This is a genomic window from Kribbella sp. NBC_01245 (assembly GCF_036226525.1).
GTDB lineage: Bacteria > Actinomycetota > Actinomycetes > Propionibacteriales > Kribbellaceae > Kribbella.
Genome location: NZ_CP108487.1, coordinates 7,978,566 through 7,993,539 on the forward strand (window position 1 = coordinate 7,978,566; position 14,974 = coordinate 7,993,539).

The following is a 14,974-nucleotide window of genomic DNA, read 5'->3' on the forward strand; positions in this document are numbered from 1 at the left end:
ACGCCGGGAACTCGGGGATGACCCAGCTGGTCGCCCGCCCTGTAGAAGCCCTTGGCACAAAGGGAGATTCCGCCATGCCCCGATCCGCCCCGCACCCCCGGCGCGACCGCCGCCCTTCCCCGGTCGCCCGGGCCTTCCGGCGCAGACGTCCGCGCGCCCGCACCCTGATCTCCGGACTGACCGCAGTCTGCGCTGTCGCCGCAGGTCTGACCGTCGTAAAACCTGCGGACCCTGCATATGCCGCCGGTGAGCAGGTGAACGTCTGGCTCACCACCACGAACGACAGCGCAGGCCGCAACGTGACCCGAGGGCTGCAGCAGCAGACGCCGGTAAACTTCGGCCCGGCCGGTGGTAGCGCCAACCAGACCATCACGGTCAACGAGAACACGACGTACCAGACGTTCGAGGGTGGCGGTGCGTCCTTCACCGACAGCGCCGCCTGGTTGCTCAACAGCAGCAACACGATCAGCGCGACCACCCGCAACCAGGTGATGCGCGACCTGTTCGACCCGGTCAACGGCATCGGCCTCGCGTTCATGCGCAACCCGATGGGCGCCTCGGACCTTGCCCGGTTCAACTACTCGTACGACGACACCTGCTGCGACCTCGGCAACTTCAGCATCAACCACGACCTCACGGACGTAGTGCCGTTGACGAAACAGGCCCGCCAGCTGAACCCGGCGCTCAAGGTCAAGGGCGCGCCGTGGAGTGCGCCGGCCTGGATGAAGGACAACAACAAGTTCACGAACCGCGGTTGGCTCAAGTGGGAGTACTACCCGATGTACGCCCAGTACTTCGTGAAGTACGTGCAGCAGAACGCTGCCCAGGGCAACCGGATCGACTACGTCTCCGTGCAGAACGAGCCGACTTGTTGCGGTACGGACGACACCGGCTACGCGTCGATGAACTGGAACGGCGCGGGTCTGCTCGAGTTCACCAAGAACCACCTGATCCCGGCATTTCGGGCGGCCGGCATCACCACGAAGGTGATGATCCTGGACTACAACTGGGGCAACTACAACGACCTCGGCTCGGTCCCGCTGGCCGACGCGGCGTTGCGCAACGACCCGTTGTTCGGCGGGATCGCGTGGCACGGCTACGGCGGTGACGTGAACCTGCAGACGACGGTCCACAACCAGTACCCGGCGGTCAACCACTACATGACCGAGCACTCGGGCGGTACGTGGATCCCGAACCAGCAGGTCGAGGACATGAACAACCTGATCGACTACACCCGGAACTGGAGCAAGTCCTGGGTGAAGTGGAGCCTCGGCCAAGACCAGAACATGCTTCCGTACGTCGGTGCCGGGTGCAACGTCTGCACTGGCCTCGTGACGATCCAGCGTGGCGGTAGCCGGCCGGGTCAGGTCGACAAGACCGTCGAGTACTACACGATGGGCCACCTGACGAAGTTCGTGAAGCCGGGTGCGGCTCGTATCGAGTCCAACGCCAACAGTGCCGTGAAGAACGTGGCGTGGAAGAACCCTGACGGTTCGAAGGCCTTGATCGCCTTCAACACCACTAGTGGTTCGCAGTCGGTTCGGGTGAACTGGGGGAGTCAGTCGTTCGTCTACACGCTGCCGACGAAGACCTCCGCGACGTTCACGTGGTCTGGCTCTCAGAGCGGTGACGGCGGTGGAACCACTGGACAGATCACCGGTCTGGCCGGCAAGTGTGTCGATGTCGCTGGGGCCAACAGCGCTGACGGCACCGCGGTGAACCTGTACGACTGCAACGGGACTTCTGCCCAGCAGTGGAACCGTCCGGGCGACGGGACCCTGCGGGCGCTCGGCAAGTGCCTGGACGTCAGTGCGGGCTCGGTCGCCGATGGAGCGAAGGTGCAGCTCTGGACTTGTAATGGCAGTGGAGCCCAACAGTGGAGCTACACCGCCTCTAAGGATCTAGTGAATCCACAAGCCAACAAGTGCCTCGATGTGACCGGCAATAACTCTGCCAACGGCACACCACTCCAGATCTGGTCCTGCTCTGGTGCTGCCAATCAGAAGTGGAACTTGTAGTAGTCGAGTAGTTGCGGGCGTGTCGGCTGCTAGCCCGGCTCAGGCGGCCGAGGCCACCGGAACCTGTGTGGACGTAGTCGGAGCCAACGGGACCTAGTCGGTGTCAACTCGGCCGGCGGGACGGCAGTCGACCTGTACGACTACGGCGGACTACAAGAGGGACCTCACCGGCTCGCGATGGTTTATTCGCGGGCCGGTGAGGTTTTTTGGGCCTCCGCGTTTGACCCTCCGGTAGCCGGAGGGTGAATGCTGGTCCCATGACCGCATCGGTGACCATCGGGGAGTTTTCCCGGCTCACGCATCTGAGCGTGAAGACGCTGCATCACTATCACGACATCGGCCTGTTGCAGCCGGCCCGGATCGACCCGTCCTCGGGTTACCGGCAGTACGAGACGTCCCAAGTCGCGGTGGCGCAGCTGATCCGCCGCTTGCGCGAGCTGAAGATGCCGCTGCCGCAGGTCCGGGCCGTGGTCGAGGCGCCGGATGTGCCGTCACGGGATGTCGCATTGCGCGCGCACTTGGATCAGATGGAGGGCGAACTCGTCCGGACGCAGCAGGTGATCGCGTCCTTGCGGTCGATGCTGACGCTGGCCGTGCCGGCGGCCCGGGTGGAGTACCGGTTCATCCCCGCCTTCCGCGCGCTCACGATCACCGCACAGGTCGATCGGGCCGAAATCGACGTCTGGTGCGAGACCACCTTCGGCCGCCTCGGCGCAACGGCCGGGGCACTCGGCATCACGGCCACGGCCGGTGCGACGTACGGCGATGGCTTCTTCACCGACGACATCGGCGAGGTGATGGCCTTCCTTCCGGTCGCGCCCGACCAGACGCCGTACGACGGGCTGGGGCTGACCGACCTGCCGGCCGGGTTCTTCGCGGTCACGCCGCATGACGGACCGTTCAACGATTTCGACCGCACGTACGGCGCACTCGGCAGCCACGTCGCCGAGTACTGCGAGGTGGCACCGGGCCCGATCCGCGAGCTGTACGTCGTGGGGCCGGACGCCACCGCCGACGAGACGGCCTTCCGCACCGACGTGTGCTGGCCGATCCAGGCCATTCCGGCTGTCACCAAGTCTGGCCAGTAATTCCCGTGCCCCCGCCCCGGCAATTCCCCTGCCGCGGTGTTCCTCTGCTGCGGTGTTGCTCTGCCCAGTAGTTGCATCCGACCAGTTGTTTGACCAAAGAAGGGTTCCACCATGTCCATCCAGCTTGAGCACGTTACCTTCGACGCGGCCAACGCCGCCGGCCTCGCCGCCTTCTGGTCCGGGGTCTTCGAGCGTCCGGTAGATGCCGAGGGCAACGAGTTCTTCGCGACCGTCGGCCGTGCCGAGCCGGCCTTGTCGCCGGTGCTGATGTTCATCCAGGTGCCGGAGGAGCGTGCGGGCAAGAACCGGTTGCACCTGGACCTGGCCAGCGACGACTGGTCCGCCGAGGTAGACCGGCTCGTCGGCCTGGGCGCCAAACGTCTCAACGAGTACGACGAGTACGGCGCGCACTGGGTCACGCTCGCCGACCCCGAGGGCAACCTCTTCGACGTGGCCGAGATCCGCGCCTGACCCCAGCGAGTTGCGGTGGATCCAGCGGTGCCCGTTCCAGTGGCTCAGTCCATGGTGTCGAGGTGGCGCTCGAGGGCGGACAGGCGGTCGCGCCAAAGGTCGCGGTAGGGCTCGAGCCACGCGTCGATCTCGGTGAGTGGCTCGGGCCGCAGGCGATACCACCGGCGCTGCGCGTCTTGCCGCACTACGACCAGCCCGGCGTCGCGAAGGATCTTCAGGTGCTTCGAGACGGCGGGCTGGCTCAAGCCCAGGTGGTCGACCAGATCCCCGACGGGCCGCTCGCCGCCTCGCAACAGGTCGAGGATCTGGCGACGCCGCGGCTCCGCGAGCACCTCGAACGTAGTTGCCATACCGGCAATATAACCGCTCCGGCACGCAATCCGTACTGCGCGGGCCGGTCAGACGAGGGCGTGCCACGGCGCTGGCGGGTCGTTGGCGAAGAACTCGAGTAGCCCGAGTAATCGGCTGGCGGGTGGGGCGGTCCAATGCCGTTCGCTCGGACGGGGTCCCTTGGCGAGGCCGGACACGCCCCAGCTGAGGTGATACCAAAGAGCCCGGGCCGCGATCGCTGTCGGATCCACCTCGCCGTACCGCCCGCCACTCAAGACGGCGGCCACATCCCGAAGTCGCAGCTTCGCGAACTCCATGCCCGGTTCGGCCCAGGCGGCATCACCCCAATCGATCAGGCCGGTGAGGTCTCCGGTTTGCGGATCGACCATGAGGTTCTGCGGGGCGATATCCCCATGCACAAGTACGACGCGCTCGTCGGCGGGGAATCCCGCCTCCAGCCGGTCGAACCACCCGACCAGCCACCGCGCCGTGCCGGCATCGAGGTATCCGCGCCGGACGAGATCCCCAACACCCGGCCGTGGATCACCTGGCCGGTCGATCGGCACGCCCGCCAAGGCGCCAACCGAATCCGGCGTCATCCGATGCAACGCATCGAGCTCCCGCCCCAGCTCGCCCCACAGCCCGTCCGCCGTCCGCGGAGTCGCGATATGCCCCGCGGCGATGTGCCCCGCAGCGGAGTGTCCCGCGGTGGTGTGCCCCGCGCCGGTGTGCACTGCCGTGGTGTTCCGCGTTGCGAGGTCTGTGCCGGGTTGCCGCTCGAGCAGTAGATACGGCGACTCGATCAGATCGAGGCTCTCGTTGAACTCAACGATCCCGGGCGTCCGCACGCCGGCCTTCCGGGCCACTGGGATGACGCCGACCTCCTTGCGCAAATCCGCCACGAAGTCGGCACTCCGCGGAATCCGAAGAACCAGCTCGTCCCCAAGCATGAAGACGTGGTTCGCCACCCCACCAGGCACGCTCACCACCTGCTCCCGCATCACGCCGTACTTCTGCGCAATCGCCGTCACCGCGTCGATCATGGTGCGCCGCCCGCGCCCGCGCCCGCCTGTCGGCCGCGACCGTTTGACCGGCTGCTCAGTGGGTTCGTCATGAGTCGAGGTATCTGAGGACGGCCAGCACGCGGCGGCTGTAGCCGGAGGTGTGGGCGATGCTGAGTTTGTCGAAGATGGCGTTGACGTGCTTCTCGACGGCGCTTTGGGAGATGAAGAGTTCGCCGGCGATACCCGCGTTGGTATGGCCTTGGGCCATCCGGTCGAGCACCTCGCGCTCCCGGCCGGTGAGGCTGCCGAGGGGATCGGTATGCGTGCTGCGGGTGAGCAGTTGGCGGACCACCTCGGGGTCGAAGGCAGCGCCGCCGTTGCCGACCCGTTCCAGGGCGTCGAGGAACTCCTCCATTCGCATCACTCGGTCCTTCAGCAGATAGCCCACGCCATCGGCATCGGCGGTGATCAGCTCAGCGGCATACGAACGCTCGACATATTGCGACAGCACCAGCACACCCACGTCCGCCCAGCGGCGGCGGATCTCTAACGCGGCACGCAGCCCTTCGTCCGTATGGGTAGGCGGCATCCGAACGTCGACAACCACGACATCCGGCTGATCCGCGGCCACCGCTTTGACCAGGGCTTCACCGTCGCTGACCGCGGCGATGACCTCGTGCCCCTCGTCCTCGAGAAGGCGCACCAGCCCTTCGCGCAGCAGCGTGGCGTCTTCGGCCAGGATCACCCGCATGGCAGCTCCGCCCAGATGGTCGTCGGCCCGCCGGGCGGACTGATCACTTCGAAGTGGCCGTCGGTCGCCGCCACGCGCCCGGCCAGCCCGGTCAGGCCGCGCCCGCCCGGATCCGCGCCGCCGCGGCCGTTGTCCGCGATCATCACGGCGATCGACTCCGGAGCATCCTGCATGGGCCGTCCTATCGGGGTGACGGTGATCTCGAGCCGATCGGCGCCAGAGTGTTTGACGGCATTGCTGACCGCCTCGGAAATGACGAAATAGGCGACGGTCTCAGTGGCTGCTGGTGGTCTGCTGCGGAGCTGGTACGCCAAGGTGACCGGGATGCCTGCGCGATCCGCCACGTCGATGAGCACGTCGTGCAGGCCGAGCTGGTCCAGAACGGTGGGGTAGACCCGCCAGGCGACATCTCGAAGATCGTGCAGGGCTTGCTCGGACTCCTCGTGAGCCTGCCGGACGAGGTCGGCGGACTTCGCCGCGTCCCCGCTGTTGCGCGCCCGGCTGAGGAGGAGCCCGAGAGCGACGAGTCGTTGCTGGACGCCGTCGTGCAGGTCGCGCTCGATCCGGCGACGCTCATCGTTCACCGCCTGCACCACTTCGGCTCGGCTGATCGACAGCTCCGAGACTCGGCGCTGGAGCAACTCGGCAGCCGTGGGACCCAGGAATCGGCGGGCCGTGTACACCTCAAGATCGGCGACACCCTTCAGGCCGGTGATGTCCAGATAGAGCAACACGATCCCAGGCACGGCTGCGAGCAATATCGTCGGTGTGCTGACACCGCCGCCGTCCTCGACCATGCTCCACGAGCCACCCGTCACCCAGGCGCTGACCATGGATCCGGCGACCGCGAGGCCGAGCAATAGTAAGAGGACGACGATGGCGCCGAGGAAGCCGACGACACAGCGAACCGCCAGATACCTCAGTGCCGCGCGATCGGTGAACGGGCCGACCTCTGGATGAGGCCCGAACCGGTCGAGCCGCCACAGCTCGAGCCTGGTCAGTTGCCTCGCACAACGAAACACCGGGGGGCGCAGCGCGGGGATCGCCTTGCCTGCGAGCAGCATCGGGCCGGCCCAGATCAGGAATATCAGCTCGAGCACGGCGCTATACGACCCGAGCGCGACGCCCAGCAATGTCCGCCCGCTTCGTCGTATCAACGCTGCCACTGTCATGTGCCCGAGGTTAGTCGGCGAGAAGGCTCTGCAAACTGTGGTTTTCCACAATTCAGTACTGTGGAAAAGCGTCGCCAATCGGGTGGCAAACCTCAGTGTGCGGGCGATTCCGCATTCCTAGGGTTGACGACATGATCTGGACGAATGTGGTGGTGACCTCGCAGGCAGCTGCGGCAATCGATGAACCGATGGGTGGCGTGGCCGGCTGGGCCGTCGACCTGATGGAGAAGCTCGGCGGCCCTGGCGCCGGGCTGGCGATCGCCTTGGAGAACCTGTTTCCACCGTTGCCGAGCGAGTTGATCCTGCCCTTGGCGGGTTTCGCCGCCAACCGGGGAGAACTCGGCCTGGTCAGCGCCATCGTGTGGACCACACTCGGCTCGATCGTCGGTGCGCTCCTTTTGTACGGGGTGGGCGCCGGGCTCGGGCGGCAACGGACTAGAGCGCTGGTCGGCAAGTTGCCGCTGGTCAAGATCGAGGACGTCGACAAAGCCGAGGGCTGGTTCGCGCGGCATGGGCCGAAGGCGGTGCTGATCGGGCGGCTGGTCCCGGTCGTGCGCAGCCTGATCTCGATCCCGGCCGGCGTCGAACGGATGAGTGTGCCGTTGTTCCTCGGCCTCACCGCTGTCGGAAGTCTGATCTGGAACAGCCTGCTGATCATCGCCGGGTATCAGCTGGGTGAGCAGTGGCACCTGATCGAGCAGTATGTCGGGGTTCTGCAGAAGGTGGTGATCGTGGCGGTGGTCGGGTCGCTCGCGTGGTTCGTATTCAGCCGGATCCGGAGCAAACGTCCAGCCAGTGAGAAAGTCGAGTAGCGCGCTCGACTTTGACTAGGCTCGGAGCATCACCACGCGGGTGTTGACCAGGTCGCCATCTGCGTCCGATCTCTTGCTGGGAGACCTACCCGATGCCATCAGTCGCCTTCGAGCCCCGGATCGTGCCCGATCCGCCGATCTGGCCGCAGTCCGTCGTGACCGTCGTTGGTAATCCGAAGCCCGCCTCGCGGACGGCGACCGCGGCAACCTCCGTGGCGGAGCTGCTGGCTTCCGAGCTCGGTGCGCCGTTCAAGGTCGATGCGCTGGTCGATCTCGTCACTTTCGCGCCCGCGTTGTTCCAGCAGGTGGGGGAGTCGGAGGACCAGATCGCCTTGGCCGACGCGATCGACCTGGCCACCTCGGCATCGGTGCTGGTGCTGGCGACGCCTGTCTACAAGGGCAGCTACACCGGTTTGCTCAAGTCGTTCCTGGACGTATTGCCACCACATGCGCTGGCCGGATCGGTCGTGGTCCCGGTGACGATCTCGGCGTCGCCCGCACATCGCCTGTTGGCCGACTTGCACCTGCGGCCGGTGCTGGCGGAGCTTGGGGCGAGTGTGCCCACACCTCCAGTGGCACTCGAGGAGCGCGACCTGGAAGACCTGCAGTTGGCGGTCTCCGCCTGGGTCCGGCACAACGCCGGCCTGGTCCAAGCCGCCACCATCGCCCTCCAACCCGTAGCCGAACCGACCCCCGCCCGCTAGCCGCAAACCCGCCGCTAGCCGCGACCCGCCGACGCTTGCGAGCTCGCCGCTTGACCCGAGCGTGCCGATAACCGTGTGCCCGTCGCTTGACGCGAACACGCTAGATAGACGCGCACCTAGGCCCGTGTGTCGAGCGGCCTGGCATGAGGGAAATGGTGTGCGTGCGGCCTTGGGTGCGTGGTTGGTTGAGGGGGTGGCCGAGACCGAGACCGAGACCGAGACCGATACCAAGACCGAGAGCGCCAGCGCGCGCGAGACCGTCAGCGCGACTCAGACCGGTAGCGATAGCGAGGCCGTGGCGTCGCATGGGAAGGAGACGTTCTGCCTGAAGGCCGAGAGCGTCGGTGGGGCTGAGGGTGGTAGTGGGGAGTTTGCGGCGTTGGTGGGGCGGGTTGAGGGGGATGCGGGGGTGGTTGGGGTGGTGCTGAGTGGGTCGCGGGCTCGGGAAGGGACGGCTACTGAGTACTCCGACTACGACGTGTTGTTGGTGGTGGGGGATGAGGTGGGGGAGCGGTTGGATGGTGAGGCGCGGCGGGATGCGCGGTTGGATGTGTCGACGATGGCGTTGGGGGAGTTTCGGACGCATGCGTTGGCGGGTTCTGGGGCTGAGTGGAATCGGTATGCCTTTAGGGGTGCCAAGGTGCTCAAGGACACTGCCGATGGGTTGATCGCTGGGCTGGTTGCGGAGAAAGGGCGGCTGGCGGAGGCTGAGGCGGGCCAGTTGGCGCCGGGAGTGCTTGATGCCTTTCTCAACAGCGTGTATCGCTGTCTGAAGAACGACCGCGATGGGAACGAGGTCGGCGCCCGGATGGATGGGGCTGAGGCCATCCCTCACTACCTCACGTACGTCTTCGCTTTGCACGGTCGGGTTCGGCCGTACAACAAGTACCTGGCTTGGGAGTTGGAGCGCTATCCGCTGAGTCGGCCGGAGCGGGGGCGCGATGAGCTGCTGTCGCGGTTGGTGCGGGTGTATTTCGACGATGTGGCTCAGGTTGTTCGGGAGCTCTTCAGGGAGTTGGAGCCGCACGCGCGGGCGGCCGGACATGGTGGGGTTCTAGATGCCTGGGGCAACGACCTCGTCTTCATGCGAGGCGGTGCGTAAAGGCGAGGCGGCGAGTGAAGGCGAGGCGGCGAGTGAAGGCGAGGCGGCGGGTAGGGCGAGGCGGCGCGTGGGGCGAGGCGGCGGGTAAGGCGAGGTAGCGCGACAGCCTGAGCCCGAGCCGGGGGCCGGGTCGGGCTCAGGGTGGGGGAGAGGACGGGTTAGTCGGCGCGGGCGGCGGCTTGGGCGGGGTGGGAGCGGAGGGAGAGGGTGGTTGGGAGGAGGGTGGCGGTGAGGGTTAGGAGGATGGCGGTGGCGGCGATGCCCAGGTAGATCCAGATCGGGCCGCTGGGGAGGGCCGAGCCGGAGAGGGATTGGCTGAAGGGGAGGAGGCAGGCGACGGCTACCAAGGTGCCGAGGGCGAGGCCGACGGCGGCTACCAGGAGGGCTTCGGTTGTCATCATGCGGAGTACCTGCAGGCGGGTTGAGCCGGTCAGGCGTTGCAGCGCGAACTCGCGACGGCGTCGTACGGTCGAAGAGGCGAGTGTGTTGAGGACCGCGACCGCCGTGTAGGCGATGATCATGCCGACCAGTAGGTAGTTCACCCACGCTTGGGTTTGCAGGCCTTCTTGGTTGCTCTTGATCAACGACTGCCGATCCGCGAGTACGACACCCGGCGGCAGCGAGGCGAAGGCCGGCTGGGCGCCGGGTTCGGCGCGGATCAGGATCTGGTCCGCCAGACCGTTGGTCGTGTGCGAAGCGAGGAAGGTCGCCGGGAGCAGCAGAGTTTCGTAGCCACGCCGAGCCTCGTACGTCGCGACTACCCGCAGGTCGACGCGAGTGCCATCGCCGAGAGTCATGGTGATGGTCGAACCCGGCTGCCGGTCGATCTTCTTGGCCAAAGTGGTCGGCAGCGCCACGGTCGACCCGGTCAACGCCTGCAGGGATCCCGAGGCCACTGTGACCTGGGTGGTGCCGTCGTTGCCGATGCCTTGCAGGGGCCAGCCGTCTTCGGTTCGGCCGCGCGCGGGTTCGTCGATCACGCCGAGGCTGCGTACGTAAGGGGAGGCGCTCGCCACGCCGGGCGTACGTCGTACCGTGTCGAGCAGGTCCGGGGTCAGGCCGCCGGTGGTCGAGACCAGGACCGCGTCCGCGCGGAGGTCCGCGGTGAAGGCCTTGTCGGCAGCGTCTACCGAAGTCGTCTGCATGTAGAGGTTGGCCGTCGCGATACCGGTGGCCAGCATGACCGGCATCACCGCGGCGGACATCGCGACAGTGCGGGCGGTGACGTTGCGTATGGCGAGCCGCCCGTTGACGCCGGCCATCGCCTGCACGGGCCAGCGCACCAACGCGAGCACGGCGCCCGTCATGGCCGGACCGAGCAACGCGACACCGATCGCCAGGCACAACACCGCGGGTCCGGCCGTCGCGCTCGCCAGCGGACCGCTCATCACGGTGGCGGTGATGATCAGCAATGCGGCGGCACCGCCGAGGAAGAGCAGACCGGCGACCAAACGCGTCCAGGTGAACCACTTCCGGCCGAGACCGGCTTCCGTGAGGGCCTCCACCGGGCGGGCCTTCCCGGCGCGACGTCCGGCGATCACGGCCGCGCCGAAGGCCGCGAGTACGGCCGCACCGGCACCGGCGATGAGCGGGATCCACCCTTGCTCGTAACTGATCAGCGGCGACGTCACGCCCTGAGACGCGAGCCGATCGAAGAGGAACCGCCCGAGCGCAAGCCCCGGCAGACAACCGATCAACACGGCAGGCAGCGAAACGACCATGGCCTCACCGAGGACCATCCGGCGTACCTGCCCGGGCGTGGTGCCGATCGTGCGCAGCAACGCGAGTTCCCGCTGCCGCTGCTGCGTGGACAGCGTCAAAGTCGAGGCGACCACGAACATCATCGTCATCGCGGCGATACCGCCGAGCGAGCCGGCCAACGCGATCAGGTTCTCCCGATCGGCGAACTCGGGATGTTCCGCGAGCCCGCGTTCCGTGCCCTGCAAGGCGACAGCCCGGCCCGAGACGGCCGAGTCGATCTGCTTGCGAAGCGCGGTGATATCGGTGCCGGGAGCAACGGTCACGCCGATCGCGTCGAGCTGACCCGGCCGTCCGGACAACCGCGAGGCCTCGGCGGCGGTGAAGAAGCTGGCTGCCGCAGGGCCGTCGGCGATGCCGCGAAGAGTAAAGCTACGGGGCTCACCGCGAACGAGTAGACGTACCGAAGACCCTGGCGAAGCCTTCAGACGTGTGGCGGTCGCGGAGTCGAGTACGACGTCCCCGCGCCGCGCAGGCGCCGTACCAGTGACAAGGCGGTACGGCGCGAGACTGGCCGCCGCCCAGTTGTGGCCGAGCCCCGGCGCCGTACCGGACAAAGGCTGGTTGTTGTCCAGGGCAACGGCTGGGAACGAGATGTCGGGAATGGCCGCCGTGACGCCGCGGACGGCGCTCACGATGGGAACAAGGTCAGAGGAGAGCCGGACCCGCTCGGGTAGCGGGACAGCGTGGGTTTCGTCGCCGGCCTGCCAGCGATGGCTTTGCTCGGCCGCGACCACGATCGGCGCGGCGGCGTACCGCTCGGCGGGGATGTTGGACCGGATGCCGGTCTCCATCAGACCGCCACAAGCCATCACGATCGCGGCGCCGAGGGCTACCGCGACGAAGGTGGCGACAAATCCACCTTTGCGATAACGCAGCGTACGAAGGGCGAGGCGGATCATCGGACCTCACCACCAGAAACCACAGCAAGGGCAGGGGAACGGTCGGCCCAGGCGCCGAGGTGGGTCATCCGGTCCGCGATCTGCTCGGCCGTCGGGGCGATCAGGCTGCCGACCAGAACGCCGTCGGCGAGGAAGACGACCTGATCGGCGTACGACGCGGCGACCGGGTCGTGCGTCACCATCACCACGGTCTGGCCGTCGGTGTGTACCGGTCCGCGCAGGAGGTCGAGTACGTCAGCGGCGGTCCGGGTGTCGAGGGCGCCGGTCGGTTCGTCGGCGAAGATCACCGCGGGCCGTGCGACCAGCGCGCGAGCGATCGCGACTCGTTGCTGCTGGCCACCGGACAACTCGGCCGGCCGGTGCTTGTGCCGGTCGCCGAGTCCGACCCGGTCCAGTACGGCGGCGACGGCCCGGCGGTCCGGATGGCGGCCGCCGAGTTCGAGCGGCAGCGTGACGTTCTGCCAGACCGTCAACGCGGGCAGCAGGTTGAACGCCTGGAAGATGAAACCGACTCGGTCGCGGCGCAGCCTGGTCAGCTGGGCCTCCTTCAACTCGGCCAGCGGCGTGCCGTCGATCGACACCGACCCGGAGGTGGGCCGATCCAGGCCGGCCGCGCAATGCAGGAAGGTGCTCTTACCGGACCCCGACGGGCCCATCACAGCAGTGAAAGTGCCCCGGGCGAAGCCGATGGTCACCCCGTCGAGCGCGGCGACGGCATTACCGCCGCGACCGTAGACCCGGCGTACAGCCTGCAACGCCACCGCGTCCACCGCATCGGTCCCGCGCTCGTACTTGTTTCTCATGATCGCCCCTCGGTTCGCGTCGTACTTCGTCAGCGCGACCGACGCTACGGATCCGCGACCGGCGTCCCCAGGGCGCTGAACCGCCATCAGGGGTAGACAAAACTCCCCAACAGACTGGCGCCAAACGCCAGCGGGGTCAGGCGAAGAGAGCGGCGAAACCCGCGCTATAGCTGGCAGGAGTCACATCGCCAAGGATCAGCCGCTGCAGGATGAACCCCGGGATGAGCCCGAACAGCACCTGCGCGACCTCTTCCGAATCAGCGTCCGCGGCGATCGTGCCATCGGCCTTCGCGCGATCGGCCACCTCGACGAAGCGCCCGCGCAGCATCGCGTACTTCCCGCTGGCCGTGGCCATGATCGCGTCGTTGTGCAGCGCCTCGGCCCAGGCCTGGACGCCGACGCGGGTGACGTCGCCGTCCGGGTGATCGGCGACCTCGACGACGTACTCCAAGGCACTGCGCAGGGCCGCGACCGGGGTGACCGGCTCGGTGCTGGAAAGGATCGCGCGGAAGACCTGGTCGACCGAGCCGAGGGCCTCGTCGGCGATGGCCGCGACCAACTCGTCCTTGCTCTTGAAATAGCTGTAGACGGCACCTGCGGACAGGCCGGAGGCGCTGATGACATCGGCCATCGTCGTCTTGTGGAAGCCCTGCCGGATCACACATTGCCGCGCGGCCATCACGATCTGGCTGCGCCTGGCAGTGCGGTGTTCGTCAGTGACCTTGGGCATGGCGTGAACAATAAAACGAATGTCCGTTCTTGACAAGTAAGCCCCTCGCTGCCAGGCTCGAAATCCAAGAGAACGAGCATTCGGTTTAGGAGACAGCGATGACAGCGGACCCCTCCGTAATCCCGACGGAGTCCCCCAAGGAAGGCCCACCGAAGGCGGAGCGCAAGCCGCCCGTCGCCGCGGTGGTCACGCTGCTGACGGTGGTCCTGACCGTGCTGCTGATCGCGTTCGCCTGGCCCGCCACCCGTTCCGCGCCGCGGGATCTGCCGATCGCCATCGCGGCGCCAGCGCCGGTCGCAGCCCAGATCACCACGGCGCTGAACGGCGCGATGCCCGGCGCCTTCGAACTGAAGACCGAGGCCAACCGCGACGCCGCGGTCGAGGCGATAAAGGACCGCGAGGTGTACGGCGCGATCGTGGTCGGCGAGAAGGGGCCCGAGGTGCTGACCGCCTCGGCGGCGAGCCCGGCCGTCGCGCAGATCCTCACGCAGCTCGCGACCAGGCTTGCCCAGCAGCAGCCCGGCACGGTCATTCCCGTCACTGACGTGGTCCCGGTGCCGGCGGACGATCCCCGAGGTGCCGGTTTGGCCGCGGGCGCGTTGCCGTTGGTGCTCGGCGGGATCCTGGCCGCGGTGGCGTTGACCCAGCTCGTCAGCGCAGGCGCTCGCCGGATCGTGGGCGCGTTGGCCTTCTCCGTGACGGGTGCCCTCGCGCTCACCGCCGTACTGCAGTATTGGCTCGGCTCGCTCGGCGGCAACTACTGGGCGAACGCCTCGATCATCGCGTTTTCGGTGGCGGCCATCTCGGTGACCCTGCTCGGCCTCGAATGGTTGCTCGGATCACCGGGTCTCGGTCTCGGCGCCGCCACGATGATGCTCCTGGGCAATCCGTTGTCGGGTCTGGCCAGTGCGCCGGAGATGCTGCCGAGTGGCTGGGGAGCTTTCGGGCAATACCTGCCGCCGGGAGCAGCTGGTACGGCGCTTCGCTCGGTCTCGTTCTTCGATGGCGCCGGTGTGGGTCGTTCGTTGCTGGTGCTGGCCGCCTGGCTGGCCTTCGGTCTGATCCTGGTCGCGATCGCCTCCGCGCGCAGCCGCCGCACCACCTAGGCGCGGACCTGGCAATGGTGACCGTACCCGTAGGCGGCGGTCACCGGCCGTCAGCGGCCAGGGTGATCGGATTGTTACGTCAAAGTCCCGCTGGGGCGGCGACAACGTTGTCTGCCAACCATTGACTTCGGCCGTCGGAGCCTCCTAAGTTCACGGACTAGGCCGACTGTTTTCCCTGCGGTCGAGCGGCCCGACGCGATGACAACGATTGCCAGAAGGTGGA

Annotated in this window: 14 protein-coding genes; 7 read left to right on the forward strand and 7 right to left on the reverse strand. The window is 67.2% G+C overall.

The genetic code is table 11. The annotated features are described in order from the left end of the window. The first annotated feature begins 74 nt into the window (after positions 1-74). The 3 genes from OG394_RS36765 (at position 75) to OG394_RS36775 (ending at position 3,577) form a co-directional block, all read left to right on the forward strand. The gene (locus OG394_RS36765; protein WP_328991901.1) at positions 75-2,018 is read left to right on the forward strand and encodes a ricin-type beta-trefoil lectin domain protein; all 1,944 of its coding nucleotides are present in this window, start codon (positions 75-77) and stop codon (positions 2,016-2,018) included. Positions 2,019-2,275: 257 nt separating this feature from the next. Further along, positions 2,276-3,106, forward strand: coding sequence for a MerR family transcriptional regulator (locus OG394_RS36770; protein ID WP_328991902.1), 831 nt, complete (start codon positions 2,276-2,278; stop codon positions 3,104-3,106). A 111-nt stretch (positions 3,107-3,217) separates the two neighbouring features. Continuing rightward, positions 3,218-3,577 (forward strand): VOC family protein, encoded by a 360-nt coding sequence (locus OG394_RS36775; RefSeq protein WP_328991903.1) that lies wholly within the window; start codon positions 3,218-3,220, stop codon positions 3,575-3,577. A gap of 44 nt (positions 3,578-3,621) precedes the next feature. Here OG394_RS36775 and OG394_RS36780 read toward each other — a convergent pair whose 3' ends face one another. The 4 genes from OG394_RS36780 to OG394_RS36795 form a co-directional block, all read right to left on the reverse strand. Further along, a complete protein-coding gene (locus OG394_RS36780; RefSeq protein WP_328991904.1) occupies positions 3,622-3,927 on the reverse strand; it encodes an ArsR/SmtB family transcription factor in 306 nt (101 codons plus the stop codon). A gap of 48 nt (positions 3,928-3,975) precedes the next feature. After that, positions 3,976-4,938, reverse strand: a complete 963-nt coding sequence (locus OG394_RS36785) for a phosphotransferase family protein (protein WP_328991905.1) — start codon at positions 4,936-4,938, stop codon at positions 3,976-3,978. 79 nt (positions 4,939-5,017) lie between these two features. Then, complete coding sequence (locus tag OG394_RS36790; protein ID WP_328991906.1) at positions 5,018-5,662, reverse strand: response regulator transcription factor; 645 nt, start codon at positions 5,660-5,662, stop codon at positions 5,018-5,020. Beyond that, positions 5,653-6,834 carry a sensor histidine kinase gene (locus tag OG394_RS36795; protein WP_328991907.1) on the reverse strand — a complete coding sequence of 394 codons (1,182 nt, stop codon included), beginning with the start codon at positions 6,832-6,834 and terminating at the stop codon, positions 5,653-5,655. Before OG394_RS36795 ends, OG394_RS36790 begins: the two co-directional genes overlap by 10 nt. A 131-nt stretch (positions 6,835-6,965) precedes the next feature. On the opposite strand from OG394_RS36795, the gene OG394_RS36800 reads away from it, so the two are divergent. The 3 genes from OG394_RS36800 (at position 6,966) to OG394_RS36810 (ending at position 9,452) form a co-directional block, all read left to right on the forward strand. Beyond that, positions 6,966-7,646: a DedA family protein gene (locus tag OG394_RS36800; protein ID WP_328991908.1), complete on the forward strand. Its 681-nt coding sequence runs from the start codon at positions 6,966-6,968 to the stop codon at positions 7,644-7,646. Positions 7,647-7,738: 92 nt separating this feature from the next. Then, entirely contained in the window at positions 7,739-8,350 is a 612-nt protein-coding gene (locus tag OG394_RS36805; RefSeq protein WP_328991909.1) for an NADPH-dependent FMN reductase, read from the forward strand. A gap of 193 nt (positions 8,351-8,543) precedes the next feature. Beyond that, the gene (locus tag OG394_RS36810; protein WP_328991910.1) at positions 8,544-9,452 is read left to right on the forward strand and encodes a nucleotidyltransferase domain-containing protein; all 909 of its coding nucleotides are present in this window, start codon (positions 8,544-8,546) and stop codon (positions 9,450-9,452) included. A 158-nt stretch (positions 9,453-9,610) separates the two neighbouring features. Here OG394_RS36810 and OG394_RS36815 read toward each other — a convergent pair whose 3' ends face one another. From OG394_RS36815 to OG394_RS36825, 3 genes are all read right to left on the reverse strand, one after another. Next, complete coding sequence (locus OG394_RS36815) at positions 9,611-12,112, reverse strand: FtsX-like permease family protein (protein WP_328991911.1); 2,502 nt, start codon at positions 12,110-12,112, stop codon at positions 9,611-9,613. Beyond that, the gene (locus tag OG394_RS36820; protein WP_328991912.1) at positions 12,109-12,915 is read right to left on the reverse strand and encodes an ABC transporter ATP-binding protein; all 807 of its coding nucleotides are present in this window, start codon (positions 12,913-12,915) and stop codon (positions 12,109-12,111) included. Before OG394_RS36820 ends, OG394_RS36815 begins: the two co-directional genes overlap by 4 nt. Positions 12,916-13,051: 136 nt before the next feature. Beyond that, the gene (locus OG394_RS36825; protein ID WP_328991913.1) at positions 13,052-13,645 is read right to left on the reverse strand and encodes a TetR/AcrR family transcriptional regulator; all 594 of its coding nucleotides are present in this window, start codon (positions 13,643-13,645) and stop codon (positions 13,052-13,054) included. A gap of 98 nt (positions 13,646-13,743) precedes the next feature. Between OG394_RS36825 and OG394_RS36830 the strand changes: the two genes are divergently transcribed. Further along, positions 13,744-14,751: a hypothetical protein gene (locus tag OG394_RS36830; RefSeq protein WP_328991916.1), complete on the forward strand. Its 1,008-nt coding sequence runs from the start codon at positions 13,744-13,746 to the stop codon at positions 14,749-14,751. The last annotated feature ends 223 nt before the right edge of the window (positions 14,752-14,974 follow it).